13 protein-coding genes are annotated in these 13,064 nt (G+C 68.4%); 7 read left to right on the top strand and 6 right to left on the bottom strand.

Annotation, left to right across the window (positions count from 1 at the left end; all coding sequences use genetic code 11):
- Positions 1-315: hypothetical protein (locus PD653B2_RS25460; protein WP_207559528.1), on the bottom strand; the 315-nt coding region annotated here is incomplete at its 3' end.
- Between the two features lie 92 nt (positions 316-407).
- Here PD653B2_RS25460 and PD653B2_RS24120 point away from each other — a divergent pair.
- The 4 genes from PD653B2_RS24120 to PD653B2_RS24105 all read left to right on the top strand — a co-directional run bounded on the left by PD653B2_RS24120 (position 408) and on the right by PD653B2_RS24105 (position 3,894).
- Positions 408-1,013: a hypothetical protein gene (locus tag PD653B2_RS24120; protein WP_133059106.1), complete on the top strand. Its 606-nt coding sequence runs from the start codon at positions 408-410 to the stop codon at positions 1,011-1,013.
- Positions 1,014-1,358: 345 nt separating this feature from the next.
- Positions 1,359-1,691 (top strand): PadR family transcriptional regulator, encoded by a 333-nt coding sequence (locus PD653B2_RS26105; protein WP_085874967.1) that lies wholly within the window; start codon positions 1,359-1,361, stop codon positions 1,689-1,691.
- Positions 1,688-2,242: a hypothetical protein gene (locus PD653B2_RS24110; protein ID WP_085874966.1), complete on the top strand. Its 555-nt coding sequence runs from the start codon at positions 1,688-1,690 to the stop codon at positions 2,240-2,242. The genes PD653B2_RS26105 and PD653B2_RS24110 overlap by 4 nt, the downstream gene beginning before the upstream one ends.
- A gap of 227 nt (positions 2,243-2,469) precedes the next feature.
- Positions 2,470-3,894, top strand: a complete 1,425-nt coding sequence (locus PD653B2_RS24105; RefSeq protein ID WP_133059107.1) for a pentapeptide repeat-containing protein — start codon at positions 2,470-2,472, stop codon at positions 3,892-3,894.
- Between the two features lie 116 nt (positions 3,895-4,010).
- Here the strand turns inward: PD653B2_RS24105 and PD653B2_RS24100 are convergent, their stop codons facing one another.
- The 4 genes from PD653B2_RS24100 to PD653B2_RS24085 all read right to left on the bottom strand — a co-directional run bounded on the left by PD653B2_RS24100 (position 4,011) and on the right by PD653B2_RS24085 (position 8,751).
- Positions 4,011-4,439 (bottom strand): DUF309 domain-containing protein, encoded by a 429-nt coding sequence (locus PD653B2_RS24100; protein WP_085874964.1) that lies wholly within the window; start codon positions 4,437-4,439, stop codon positions 4,011-4,013.
- A 316-nt stretch (positions 4,440-4,755) separates the two neighbouring features.
- Positions 4,756-6,093: a class II 3-deoxy-7-phosphoheptulonate synthase gene (locus PD653B2_RS24095; protein ID WP_085874963.1), complete on the bottom strand. Its 1,338-nt coding sequence runs from the start codon at positions 6,091-6,093 to the stop codon at positions 4,756-4,758.
- 60 nt (positions 6,094-6,153) lie between these two features.
- Positions 6,154-7,620: an APC family permease gene (locus tag PD653B2_RS24090; RefSeq protein WP_085874962.1), complete on the bottom strand. Its 1,467-nt coding sequence runs from the start codon at positions 7,618-7,620 to the stop codon at positions 6,154-6,156.
- A gap of 102 nt (positions 7,621-7,722) precedes the next feature.
- Positions 7,723-8,751 (bottom strand): 6-phosphofructokinase, encoded by a 1,029-nt coding sequence (locus PD653B2_RS24085; RefSeq protein WP_085874961.1) that lies wholly within the window; start codon positions 8,749-8,751, stop codon positions 7,723-7,725.
- 134 nt (positions 8,752-8,885) lie between these two features.
- Between PD653B2_RS24085 and PD653B2_RS24080 the strand changes: the two genes are divergently transcribed.
- Complete coding sequence (locus PD653B2_RS24080; RefSeq protein ID WP_085874960.1) at positions 8,886-9,707, top strand: DUF1028 domain-containing protein; 822 nt, start codon at positions 8,886-8,888, stop codon at positions 9,705-9,707.
- A complete protein-coding gene (gene glpK / locus PD653B2_RS24075; protein ID WP_085874959.1) occupies positions 9,704-11,173 on the top strand; it encodes a glycerol kinase GlpK in 1,470 nt (489 codons plus the stop codon). The genes PD653B2_RS24080 and glpK overlap by 4 nt, the downstream gene beginning before the upstream one ends.
- Before the next feature lie 69 nt (positions 11,174-11,242).
- Here glpK and PD653B2_RS24070 read toward each other — a convergent pair whose 3' ends face one another.
- Entirely contained in the window at positions 11,243-12,127 is an 885-nt protein-coding gene (locus tag PD653B2_RS24070) for a hypothetical protein (RefSeq protein ID WP_085874958.1), read from the bottom strand.
- Positions 12,128-12,248: 121 nt separating this feature from the next.
- On the opposite strand from PD653B2_RS24070, the gene PD653B2_RS24655 reads away from it, so the two are divergent.
- A partial coding sequence (locus PD653B2_RS24655; protein ID WP_242665430.1) for an IS481 family transposase occupies positions 12,249-13,064 on the top strand: 816 nt, incomplete at its 3' end.

Here is a 13,064-nt window from a genome sequence, read left to right as displayed (position 1 = left end):
AACCAGACCTTCAGCAGTCCCGGGAGCATCTATCTGGGGCTCGACGCCGACCAGGTCCGACCTCTGCTCGCCGATGACCCGGCTGACTATGTCGTGAACTGTGGCCTCGGAGTCAGACGGGACCTCGACCTCACCGTGCCTGACGAGTTCGTCCCAAGTTATGGGCGGTCGCGGGTTAGCGCCGACGGCTAGATGCGGGGCAAGGATGAGTCTCACGTTCGCCTTTCGTACTCCGAGGACCTGAGGCCACGACTGCGCCCCCTCGAGGGCCCTTCGCGTCTGAAAGTAGGCCATGAAGACCTCGTAGATGGACACCCCACTGCTGCAAAGCACGTTTGCCGCGACCCGTGCGTCATTCCGCGATCGAGTTCGCTGACCTACACGCCGCGGCCACCTACGCTGCAGCCATGCAGCGGGGACTGGTACTCGCGATCGCGGCGGTCCTGTTGCTGAGCGGGTGCGCTAACAACTCGGGAGATCCGAACGCAACGCCGACTGCGACCGTCACGGTCACCGAGACCGCACCATTAATCGAACCTGAGCCGGAGCCCACGCCGACTGAGGCCGCCGACACGTACGCGCCGAACATCGGTGATCGAGCGCTGACAGTCGGCGACACCCGCGTAGGTCGGGACGTGCTGACAACGCTGACGAGCGTGAAGTACCCCTATCCGCCGGCGTACGCACGTGAGCCCGACCCCGGAAACGACTTCGTGGGTCTGGAACTTGAACAGTGCTTCGGCAAGGACGTCGAAACCGACCCCGACTTCCCGGCACAAACCACCTACAACAGCGAGTGGGTAGCGCTGGACCCGCAGGGGTACGAGTACGGCGGCGATGGCTCGAGCTGGAACGACTGGCCGACCCCGAAGTTCCCAGAGCTAGTCACGATGAACTCCGGGCGCTGCTACAAGGGCTGGATCGCAATCCAGGCGCCAAAGGGGACCAGGATCGCTTCTGTGATCTGGAGACCGGACGGCACAGAGACGGCCGAGTGGCTACCAAAGAACTAACTGCTGCGCTACCGGCGGTCCGGCCAAGTGCGGTAGCCCCGGCCGACCTCCAGGGTGCCTTCGTGTGGGATCCGCACTGGGCGGTACGCGGCCTTGCTCATGCCGCGAAGAGTTTGCGCCACTCCGCCGCCTCAGATCCGGCGGACTCCGGACGCGGCATTCCGGCCGGTGGACGTGCAAACTTCTCGTCGGTCCACTCCTCCGGCACACGCCCATGCGAACCACTGCTTGTGACTCAAGCAGGCACTGCACGCATCCGGGGAATCACCGCAGCCAACCGTCGAGGCCGTCAACCTCGGACACCATCAGTCACGAACCAGGCTTGCGCGCTTAGCCGATATATGTATGCTAAGACCTATGGAGCGAGTCAGCACGAGCCTCTTGAAGGTTGGCACCGCTCTACTCGCGAGTCCACACAGCGTCCATTGGGGTTACGAGCTGAGCCGGTCAACCGGGGTTCGCGCTGGGACGATGTATCCGATTCTCGGCCGCATGCTTGATTCAGGTTGGCTGCACGATGGATGGGAAGAGCCTGGCTCTAATGGAGGCCGTCCCCCGCGACGCTATTACCGTCTGACGGAGGTTGGGATCGCGGAACTCACGTCCCTCCTTGCCGCAAGATCAGTCCCTCGGTCTAATGGCGTGAAGTCTGCCCGACCGCAAGTGGGGCGTGCATGATGTCCGCCCTCGCGAGCAACTGGACCTGGTCGGCCTTGGCGATGCTTGTCGTCATCCTCTTCCTGGTGGGCGCCCTGCCGGTCTACACCGTGCGCCTCCTAGTGAAGTTCTATCCACCGGATGACCCACGACGCGCCGAACTGGTAGCGGAAATGCACCAGGCGATCGCATATCGGGATCGCTGGCTGTGGCTTTTCGAGACCGCCGCGGTCGCATCGATCGAAGGAGTCGCTGCTCGGGTCAACGCCCGTCGATTCCGCGTACACCGAACAACCAGGACCCTTCGGTTGCTCGGCGAGTACCTGGGTCTGCTTGAGGACTCGGGCCTGGACGGCGCACGTGAACTCGCTTATGAGACTCCAAACGTAGGTCTCGACATCATCTTTCTTTCCTCCGAGGAACACCGACGTCAAGCACAGGACGAGTGGCTCGCTTGGGTCGCGTCTGAGCTTCGAAGCTGGACCCAGGCGTGCTCCGACTGCGGCGAGGCGCCGTTCCCGCTGCCCGACGGCTTACAGGAGCGGTGGCGCGCCCAAGACGGGAGCCGATGACACCGTGAGGCTTTGCTGCTACATCTGTCTCGTCGATGCCGCTGTGCGTTCTCATTGGATGCCCCCCCAACGTGTGCATCATTCCGCCGCGACCTGGACGATCCACTCCGCCGAGGAGCAAGTAACTCCTTCTGCCCTGTGGTCACTCGAACTCGATCGCACGCACCTGCGGCGTCGCGCTCGCATGTCGTCTCGACATCGATGGCGCATTCGGGTCAACTACGCCTGTGAGACGCGACGCAGGGGTCCTGCTGATTGCTTTGTCCATAGGGCTGGGGGTCGCTGCGGCGATCCCGTCAACCAATGGCGATCTCGGACCATTCATGCCTGTCGACGCCTTATTGGGAATCGGTTCCCTACTGCTCGCAAGTGCTGGCGTCATAGTCTTCGTTTCCGATCGAGCACCGGCCGGGGACGACCAACCGCCACTGCGGGTTCTCGCATGGTGGTGGGTTCCTGCCGCCGTCGCAGTCATCGGAATGTCGATCTGGACGGTCGCCACGATTCTCATTGGCATCGCCAACTCAGCTCCCGATCCCTCAGATCAAGCATCACTTCGCATGGAAGCGGTCAAGACCGCGCTGACCGTGGGGGCCGGTGCTGCCGGCGCCGCGGCAATCCTGTTGGCGCTGCGTCGGCAGTGGCTGGGTGAGCGCGCGCAACGCCATTTGGAGTTCGACTCAACTGAGCGGCGGATTACGGAGCTGTACGCCAAGGCGTCGGACCAACTCGGCCATGACAGTCCCGCCGTCCGGCTCGCCGGTCTCTACGCACTTGAACGACTGGGGCAACTAAGCCCCCAGCATCGGCAGACGGTGCTCGACGTGCTGTGTGCCTACATCCGCCTCAGTAGTCGAGAACGTCCGGTGGAGAACGAGGAGGTTCGGCTGACTGCTCAACGAATCGTTACTGCGCACCTAGGATGGCCGAATTGGGCATCCGAACCGCCCCGCACGTTCTGGGCCGACGCCGATCTGGACCTCACAGGCGCCTACCTCGATGAGTTCCACCTCGAGAATTGCCGAGTGCGCAGTGTCTCGTTCGATGACGCGACCTTCCACCACGCCTTTGTCGTTCGGACGGTTTTTAGCGGCGAACCTTGGGGCACCTCTGGTCCCACCGGGGTGGGAGGAGCGAGTTTCAGGCGGACCACATTCTCTGGGCGAACGGTCTTCGAGGACGTCGATTTCGAGAGCGACCTGTCGTTTCAGGACGCATTGTTTGCGGACGACACCTACCTCGGAGGATTGTCAACCAAAGGCGAGGCATCGTTCGAGAGAGCTACCTTTGCCGCGCGCCTCGAGGTGGCCGGTAGCGAGTTCGGCCACGGCGCGAAGTTCGACGAGGTCACGTTCGGCGGGCCAGTCGTATTCGGGCCTGACGTCATCTACGCCGTTGGCGTCAAGTCTGTCGACTACGGTGTGACATTCACCAATGCGGTGTTTCAGAGTGAGGTCGATTTCTCGGGTGCCGACTTCCGGGGGACCGTCATTACGGGCGCTGGTGCTACAGATTCCGGCGCCGACTTCTCGGGCGTAGTGATTGGCAGTGGATCCCCGGACTCACGGGTGTGGCCGCCTGGATGGCGGGAGACCGATGCGGCAGGCGGAGTCATCACAGTCGAGCGCGAGTCGTTTAACAAGGCGACTTGACCTGCCGCTCCGCCATCCCCAACGGGGCGTCATTCCGCCGCGTGTGCTGCTTTCTCGACTCGTTCGCAATGGCGCACCCCCAACACGGTGGAGCCATGGTTAGTCGACCTGAACGCTCAGGCGCCTTCTACGCGGACCTCGGCGCAACTGATGAGCGCCGCGAGGTCGAGTCCGAAGGTCGGACCGCCAGCCTGCACGTAAGCCTGGAGGTGCCCTGCCGCGCGTTCGACGAGTCTCGCAGCTCCGACTGCGTTGCCGCGCGCGTGGTGGGTTAGGCACACGCACAGCTGCGCCAGGCCCTGCCACAGCTCGCGCTCGTCCTCCGGACACGACTTCCATCTGACCTCGAGGGCTTCGTGCGCCGCGAAAGGACGCCCGTCGTCGAGCAGGCTGCGGGCGTAGCTCAGCGTCTCCTGCGGTGAGAGCGGCACCTCGGAGATGGGCTCGACGCCGGCCGCGCCGTACGGCAAGGGTCGGCCCAGAGCGTCGCGTGGTCGGGCCTGCTGCGCGCGTCCCTCCTGGTTGCGGTCGCGATCTTCAACCACGTCGGGACCTCCCGACCATCAGGACCGCCTCTGCGTGATCACGAACGGCGGCGAGCGATGGGACTCTCAGCATCGGACCTTCCTCGTCAGGACGTTGGACCGCGGGCCAGCAGCACCGGGCGTCACTCTCACCATACGAAAGCGGAATTGGCCCTGGCGCGGGCTCGCCGGCCGCCAGGGTCTGGCGCACTCGAGGATCGGTTCCTGAGGGGCCCTGTGCATCACATCGACGCGCCTCAGGGCGCGTCCTTTCACCGCAATACACGCTGCGCGACCCCTCGTGAGGCGGACCCGGATCTCCCCACGAACCCGTGCCTCAGGCCTGCCGCAACATCTCCGCGACGAGGAACGCCAGCTCGAGCGACTGCACCCGGTTGAGACGCGGGTCGCAGACCGACTCGTAGCGGTTGCCGAGGTCCATCTCGAGCAGGTCCTCACCACCGCCGACGCACTCCGTCACGTCGTCACCGGTGAGCTCGACGTGCAGGCCGCCGGGCCAGGTGCCGAGGGCGCGGTGCACGTCGAAGAAGCCCTGGACCTCGTCGATCACGTCGCCGAAGCGGCGGGTCTTGTAGCCCGAGCTCGCCTCGAAGGTGTTGCCGTGCATCGGGTCGCACACCCACGCGACCTCGAGCCCGGCGGCGGTGACCTTCTCGACCAGGTGCGGCAGGCCGTCGCGGATCTTGCCGGCGCCGAAGCGGGTGATGAACGTCAGCCGCCCGGCCTCGTTGGCCGGGTTGAGCTTCGCAGCGAGCGCGATGGCGTCGTCGGGCGTCGTGGTCGGGCCGAGCTTGACGCCGATCGGGTTGCGGATGTGGCTGAGCAGCTCGACGTGCGCGCCGTCGAGCTGGCGGGTGCGCTCGCCGATCCACACGAAGTGGCCGGACACGTCGTAGGGCTGGTCCGTGCGGGAGTCGATGCGGGTGAGGGCGTGCTCGTACTCGAGCACCAGTGCCTCGTGGCTGGAGTGGAAGTCGACGCGGTGGAACTCGTCGGGGTCGGCGCCGATCGCCTTCATGAAGGTCAGCGCCCGCTCGATCTCCCCGGCCATGGCCTCGTAGCGCTGGCCGATGGGCGACTCGCGCACGAAGTCGGTGTTCCAGGTGTGCACCTGGCGCAGGTCGGCGTAGCCGCCGGTCACGAACGCACGGACCAGGTTCAGCGTCGCCGCCGAGGAGTTGTAGACGTCCACGAGCCGCTGCGGGTCGGGCACCCGCGCCTCGGGCGTGAAGTCGTAGCCGTTCACGGCGTCGCCGCGGTAGGCCGGCAGGGTGACGCCGTCGCGGGTCTCGAGGTCGGAGGAGCGCGGCTTGGCGTACTGGCCTGCGATCCGGCCGACCTTGACCACCGGCACGGACGCGGCGTACGTCAGCACGACCGCCATCTGGAGCAGCACCCGGAGCTTGTTGCGGACGTTGTCGGCGGTGACGCCGGCGAACGTCTCGGCGCAGTCACCGCCCTGGAGCAGGAAGGCCTCGCCGCGTGCGACCTGCGCGATCTTGTCCTTGAGGTCGTCGCACTCCCCCGCGAACACCAGCGGCGGGACCGTACGCAGCTTGGCCGTGGCGGCCACGACGGCGTCCCGGTCGGGGTACGTCGGCTGCTGGGCAGCGTTCAGGGCGTGCAGGGTGGCGAGGTCGGGGATGGTGCTCACCGGTCAAGGGTACGGCGGCGCACCCGCCCGGCCCGATTCGGCGGCCGGGGGCGAGACGGCTCAGTCCTCGATGTCCTCGAGGTGCTCGATGTCGCGGAAACCGGTCTTCTGCGCGCGGACGCCCCGGTTGGTGAGCCAGGTCAGCACCCAGAGCACGATGCCGATCGCGAGCAGCCCGCCGGCGACCTGGTACTGGATCCAGTCCTCCCGGTCACGGGCCCAGGGGCCGACCAGGAAGAGACAGGCGACCGCCCCGACGAACGGCGTCCAGACGGGCGCCTTGAACGCGTCCTCCGGGCTCGCGTCGCGGCGCAGCAGGACACACGCGACGTTGACGACCGCGAAGACGCAGAGCAGCAGCAGCGCGGTCGTCCCGGACAGCGCGGTGATCACCGACGTGTCGGCCAGGAACGTGACCGCGATGATCAGGCCGAGCGCCAGGGCCGTGGAGAAGAGGATGCCGGCCCACGGGGTACGCCGGCCGGGCAGCACCTTGCCGAGCGAGCGCGGCAGCACGTCCTGGTGGGCCAGGCCGTAGAGAAGCCGGCTCGCCATCAGCATGTTGATCAGGGCCGTGTTGGCGACGGCGAAGACGGTCATGAACGGGAAGATCTTGTCGATCGGCAGGCCGGGCGCGCCCGTCGACACGACGGCGAGCAGCACCTTGCCCTCGTCGGCGACGACCGCCTCGATCTCGCCCTCGGGGATCACCGCGATCACCGAGATCGCGACCAGGATGTAGAAGATCACCGCGATGCCGAGGCCGGTGAGCATGATCTTCGGGAAGAGCTCCCTCGGGTTGTGCACCTCCTCGACCATGTTGACCGAGTCCTCGAAGCCGACCATGGCGAAGAACGCGATCGCGGTCGCGACGGTCACGGCGAGGAAGAGCCCCCGGTCGGAGCCCGAGTTGAACACCACGATCCGGCCCATGTCGGCGTTGCCCTGGGCCATCACGTAGAACCCGATGGCGATCACGATGACGAGGGCGCTCATCTCGATGAGGGTGAGGACCACGTTGAACTTCACGCTCTCGCCGACGCCGCGCAGGTTGACCCCCGCGAGGAACACCATGAACGCCAGGGCGACGAACGTGACCGCGACGTTGCCCTGCGGCACGTGCCAACCGACGGCGTCGAAGCCGGCCAGCAGGTTGGTCGCGAGCAGGTTGGACGACGTCGAGGCGCTGGTGATGCCCGAGCACACCACCGCGAACGCCACCAGGAACGTGACGAAGTGGATCCCGAAGGCCTTGTGCGTGTAGAGCGCGGCGCCCGCGGCCTGCGGGTACTTCGTCACCAGCTCGAGGTAGGAGAACGCCGTCAGCGTCGCCACCCCGAAGGCCACCAGGAACGGCAGCCACACGATGCCGCCCACCTCGAGCGCCATCTGCCCCGTGACCGCGTAGATGCCGGCGCCGAGGATGTCCCCCACGATGAAGAGCAGCAGCAGCTTCGGTCCCAGGACCCGCTTGAGGTCGGGTGTCGGGCCGTTGACGTCCACGGTCTGGTCGGCACTGGTGGTCATGGGGCCACCTTGCCCCCTGATCGGCGGCCCTAATCAGGGGCGACGTGAATCGGGTCTCGACACGCTCGACCACCCTCAGCGCATCCGCTGACGCGGCTGCGCTCAGCCGAAGAAGACCGCTGCCTCGGCGTACTCCTCGGGGCTGACGAGCTTGAGCTCGGCGGTGCCCTCGACCAGCGGCAGCCGCTCGATCTTCGTGCCGCGCAGCGCCATCATCTTCCCGAAGTCACCGTCGGCGACGGCGTCGATGGCCTGGAGCCCGAAGCGGGTCGCGAGCCAGCGGTCGAACGCCGTGGGCGTGCCGCCGCGCTGGATGTGGCCGAGCACCACGGCGCGGGCCTCCTTGCCGGTGCGCTCCTCGATCTCCTTGGCGAGCCGGTCTCCGATGCCGCCGAGGCGGACGTGGCCGAACGCGTCGACCTCGCCGGAGGCCAGGGTCATGTCGCCGCCCTCCTTGGGCACAGCGCCCTCGGAGACCACGATGATCGGGGCGTACTGGCTGGTGAAGCGGGTCTCGACCCGGTTGCAGACGTCGACGATGTCGAAGGGCTGCTCGGGGATCAGCACCATGCTGGCGCCGCCGGCGATGCCGGAGTGCAGGGCGATCCAACCGGCGTGGCGCCCCATCACCTCGACGACGAGGACCCGGTGGTGGGACTCGGCCGTGGTGTGCAGCCGGTCGATCGCCTCGGTGGCGATGTTGACGGCCGTGTCGAAGCCGAACGTGAAGTCGGTGCCGGAGAGGTCGTTGTCGATCGTCTTCGGCACCCCGACGACGTCGACGCCGAGGTCGGCGAGCTTCGTGGCGACGCCGAGGGTGTCCTCGCCGCCGATCGCGACCAGGGCGTCGACGCCGTCGGCCGCGAGGTTCTCCTTGATCCGCTCCACGCCGTTCTCGAGCTTGAACGGGTTGGTGCGCGAGGAGCCGAGGATCGTGCCGCCGCGCGGCAGGATGCCGCGGCACTGCTCGATGCCGAGCTCCATGGTCTGGCCCTCGAGCGGACCGCGCCAGCCGTCGCGGTAGCCGACGAACTCGAAGCCGTACTCCTTGACCCCCTTGCGCACCACCGCCCGGATGACGGCGTTCAGGCCGGGACAGTCCCCGCCTCCGGTCAGCACTCCGACGCGCATAGCCACTCCTGTCGGCTCGAGGTCTTTGGATCGTTCAGATCGAGTCGACTGTAGTAGAGCCGGCGGCGGGGGGCGACCGGTCTCACCGCCAGACGGACACCGGGTCGCCGGCGCCGGTCGCTAGTCTCGGCGCCATGACCTTCTCGATCGTGGCCCGGTCCGCTGACGGTGAGTCCTGGGGCGTGGCCGTCGCCTCCAAGTTCCTGGCCGTCGGGTCGCCGGTGCCGGCGGCCGTGGCCGGCGTCGGCGCCATCGCGACCCAGGCCGACGCCAACGTCGCCTACAAGGGGCTGGCCCTGGCCCACCTCGACGACGGCGCCACGGCGTCGGTCGCGCTGCAGCGGCTGATCGAGGAGGACGAGGGGCGCGACCACCGGCAGGTCGGCATCATCGACGTCGACGGCAACGCGGCCAGCCACACCGGGCACGCGTGCCTGGACTGGGCGGGCAGCGTGACCGGCGACGGGTTCGCGATCCAGGGCAACATCCTGGCGGGCGCCGGCGTCGTCGATGCGATGGAGGCGGCCTGGCTGGCCTCCGCCGAGGACGCCCCGCTCGCGCACCGGCTGCTCGCCGCCCTCGCGGCGGGCGACGCCGCCGGCGGCGACTCCCGCGGGCGCCAGTCGGCCGCGCTGCTCGTCGTCCAGGAGGGTGCGGGCTACGGCGGTCTCGACGACATCGCGGTCGACCTCCGGGTCGACGACCATCCCGAGCCGATCACGGAGCTGACCCGCCTGCTCCTGCTCAGCGACCTCTACCTGACTGCCTCGACCGACGACGAGAAGGTGCCGGTCACGCCCGAGCTCGAGGCCGAGCTCGAGGAGCTGGCGCAGGCCGCCGGCGCCCGCGACTTCGCGGCCTGGGTCGGCACCGAGAACTACGAGATGCGGGTGGCGGCCGACGGCTCGTGGATCGACGTCCAGGTGCTCGAGATCATCCGGGCCACCCGGGCATGAGCGTGCTGGCGATCGACGCCGGCACCACCGGGGTCACCGCGGTCGTCGTCGAGCAGGACGGGACGATCTCGGCCAAGGGCTACCAGGAGTTCGCCCAGCACTTCCCCCGGCCGGGCTGGGTCGAGCACGCACCCGAGGAGATCTGGCAGGCGACGCTCGAGGCGACCAGCCAGGTCATCAAGGCGTACGACGCGTCGCAGCTGCAGGCGGTCGGCATCACCAACCAGCGCGAGACCGTGCTGCTGTGGGACCGCGAGACGCTGGGGTCGCCCCGCCGGGCGATCGTGTGGCAGGACCGTCGTACGGCGGACCTCTGCACGCGGCTGCGCGACGCGGGCCACGAGGACCGGGTGCGCGAGCTCACCGGGCTGCGGCTGGACCCGTACTTCTCCGGCACCAAGCTGATGTGGCTGGCCGAGAACGAACCGCACACCTGGGCGCTGGTGGAGTCGGGGCGCTATGCGATCGGCACCGTGGACTCCTACCTGATCGCCCGGATGACGCGCGGCACCTATCACTGCACCGACGTCTCCAACGCGAGCCGCACGCTCCTCTTCGACCTCGAGGCGGGTGACTGGAGCGACGAGCTGTGCTCGCTCTTCGGGGTGCCGCGCGACGCGCTGCCCGAGCTGGTGCCCAACTGGGGCGAGATCGCCACCACCGACCCGAGGTCGTTCCTCGACCTGTCGCTGCCGATCGCGGGCCTGGCCGGTGACCAGCAGTCCGCGCTGTTCGGCCAGACCTGCTTCGAGGAGGGCGACTCGAAGTGCACCTACGGCACCGGGTCGTTCATCCTCACCAACACCGGCTCGACGATCCTGCGCTCGGACGCCGGCCTGCTGACGACGGCCGCATGGCGTTCGCCGTCCGGCGAGATGACCTACGCGAGCGAGGGCTCGATCTTCGTGACCGGCGCGGCCGTCCAGTGGCTGCGCGACGGGCTCCAGATCGTCGGCTCCGCCACCGAGACCGAGGCGATCGCCCGGACGGTGCCCGACAGCGAGGGCGTCGTCTTCGTGCCGGCGTTGACCGGCCTCGGTGCGCCGCACTGGGACCCGCACGCCCGCGGCCTGATCATCGGGATCACCCGCGGCACCACCCGTGCCCACATCGTGCGGGCGACGCTCGAGGCCATCGCGTTCGAGGTGCGTGACGTGCTCGACACGATGCCGGGCCTCTCCGCCCTGCGGGTCGACGGTGGCGCGGCCGCCAACGACATGCTCTGCCAGATCCAGGCCGACCAGGTCGGCGTACCCGTCGAGCGGCCGAGCATGGTCGAGACCACCGCCCTCGGCGCGGCGTTCCTCGCCGGCCTCGGCACCGGGGTCTGGGCCTCCACCGACGACCTCCGCCACACCTGGACCCTCGACCAGCGCTTCGAGCCCGGCGCCGACCGCACCCGGGCCGACGCCTGCTACGCCCGCTGGACCGACGCCGTCGAGCGCTCGAAGGGCTGGGCCGACTAGCGTCCCTCTGCGGTAGTCCCTGCCAGTTTCGGGGTCCATCGCGCTCGTGAACCCCGCAAACGTCAGGGACTACCGTCCGAGCTTCTCCACCGCCGCAGCGGCGGCGTCGCGGGCGATGGTGGCCTCGCGGAGCGACTCCTCGGCCTCGGCGCGGACGTCCTCGGCGTCGCCGAGCTCGTCGTCGACCTCCTCGTACGTCGCCTCGAGCTCCGCGACCTTCGCGCGCAGCTCGTCGATCTCGGCCTGCACCTGCATGCTGCGGGCCTCGAGCTTCTTCACGTCGGCGACGGCGTCGTCGTACGCCGAGGTGGCACCGGTCAGCTCGGCGTCGGCCTCCTCCAGCGCCTCGCGGGCGAGGGCGAGAGCCTTCTCGTCGGCCTCGGGGTCGGGGACGACGTGCAGGTCCGGGCGGGGGGACGGCGCAGCCTCCCGCGGGGTCGCGGCGAAGCCGAGCGCCTCGGGCAGCGCGACCGCACCGGCGACGTCGGCGGCGTCGAGGCCGGTGGTCGCCAGCGCGGCGACCAGCAGCCCGCTGCGCACGGCGCGGGCGCAGTCCTCGTCGACCATCGCCGCGGTCAGCGTCGCCTCGACCTGGTCGGCGACGGCCTGGGTGACCCGGGTGCCGGCGTCGGAGGCGACGCCCCGGGCCTGGGTGGTGACGGCGGCGGTGAGCTGGCGGCGCTGCCGGGTGAGCGCGCGCAGCTCGTCGCCGGACATGCTGGCCTGGGCCTCGCGGAGCGCGTCGCCGACGGCGAGCACCTGCTCGACCTGCCCGGCCTCGCGGCGCACGAGCAGGTTCACGACCCAGGCCGCGGTCGACGGCTTCTTCAGCGCCTTCACCTGCGGCGCCAGGTCGGTGCCCTTGAGCTCCTTGGCCCGCGCGTCGCGCGCGGGCGTGAACTCGGGCAGGGTCAGGCCGTAGAGCTCGTCAGCGATCTCGAGCAGGTCGGCCATGCACGGCAGCCTAGGTGTACCCGGCCATGAGGTTGGTGACACTCCGGGCGGGTTGTTGACGTAGTGAGGACCTCCGGGTGCGGTGGGTGATGTCGAAGTCGCCTACCGTCCGGAGGTCCTCGTGTCCCACCGTAACGCCCGTTTGAACGTGAGGGGCCGGCAACTGCTGGTCGAACGCATCTGTGAGAAGGGTTGGGCTGTCGCCCACGCCGCAGAGGCCCAAGGGGTTTCGCGCCAGTGCGCCCACCGCTGGGTCAAGCGGTTCCGTGAGGAGGGTGAGGCCGGCCTGCACGATCGGTCCTCCCGTCCACACCACTGCCCCTCCCAGACACCGGTCGAGGTCGAGGAGCAGATCCTCGCCACGCGTCGCGAACAGCGTCGTGGCCAGGACTGGATCGCACCCGAGCTCGGCGTGCCGGCCCGGACCGTGTCCCGGGTCCTGCGCCGTCACGGCGTGCCCTACCTGCGTGAGTGCGACCCGCTGACCGGCGAGGTGATCAGGGCATCGAAGACCACCACTGTGCGCTACGAACGCGAACGGCCAGGCGAGCTGGTCCACGTCGATGTGAAGAAGGTCGGGAAGATCCCCGAGGGCGGCGGCTGGCGCGCCCACGGCCGTCAAGCGACGGCGGCGGCGAAGCAGCAGCGACAAAGGATCGGGTTCGACTACGTGCACTCCATGGTCGATGACCACTGCCGGCTGGCCTACTCCGAGATCCTGCCCGACGAGAAGGGCCCAACCTGCGCCGGCTTCCTGCTGCGCGCTGCGACCTACTTCGCCACCTTCGGGATCGACCGCATCGAGGAAGTCATCACCGACAACCACTGGTCCTACCGCCACTCCAACGACGTCCCGGCCGCGATCACCACCATCGGAGCCAAGCACCGGTTCATCAAGCCCCACTGCCCCTGGCAGAACGGCAAGGTCTGTGAACAT

This window comes from Nocardioides sp. PD653-B2 (assembly GCF_002117935.1).
In the GTDB taxonomy this organism is placed as follows: domain Bacteria; phylum Actinomycetota; class Actinomycetes; order Propionibacteriales; family Nocardioidaceae; genus Nocardioides.
This window is presented reverse-complemented; position numbering and strand designations above follow the sequence as displayed.

Bases quoted from the DNA above. Each gene is read 5' to 3' on its own strand.
- PD653B2_RS24070 (WP_085874958.1), bottom strand. From the start codon at position 12,127: ATGGCCGACCTGCTCGAGATCGCTGACGAGCTCTACGGCCTGACCCTG.
- PD653B2_RS24085 (WP_085874961.1), bottom strand. From the start codon at position 8,751: ATGCGCGTCGGAGTGCTGACCGGAGGCGGGGACTGTCCCGGCCTGAAC.
- PD653B2_RS26105 (WP_085874967.1), top strand. From the start codon at position 1,359: ATGCTAAGACCTATGGAGCGAGTCAGCACGAGCCTCTTGAAGGTTGGC.
- PD653B2_RS24090 (WP_085874962.1), bottom strand. From the start codon at position 7,620: ATGACCACCAGTGCCGACCAGACCGTGGACGTCAACGGCCCGACACCC.
- PD653B2_RS24120 (WP_133059106.1), top strand. From the start codon at position 408: ATGCAGCGGGGACTGGTACTCGCGATCGCGGCGGTCCTGTTGCTGAGC.
- glpK (WP_085874959.1), top strand. From the start codon at position 9,704: ATGAGCGTGCTGGCGATCGACGCCGGCACCACCGGGGTCACCGCGGTC.
- PD653B2_RS24080 (WP_085874960.1), top strand. From the start codon at position 8,886: ATGACCTTCTCGATCGTGGCCCGGTCCGCTGACGGTGAGTCCTGGGGC.
- PD653B2_RS24110 (WP_085874966.1), top strand. From the start codon at position 1,688: ATGATGTCCGCCCTCGCGAGCAACTGGACCTGGTCGGCCTTGGCGATG.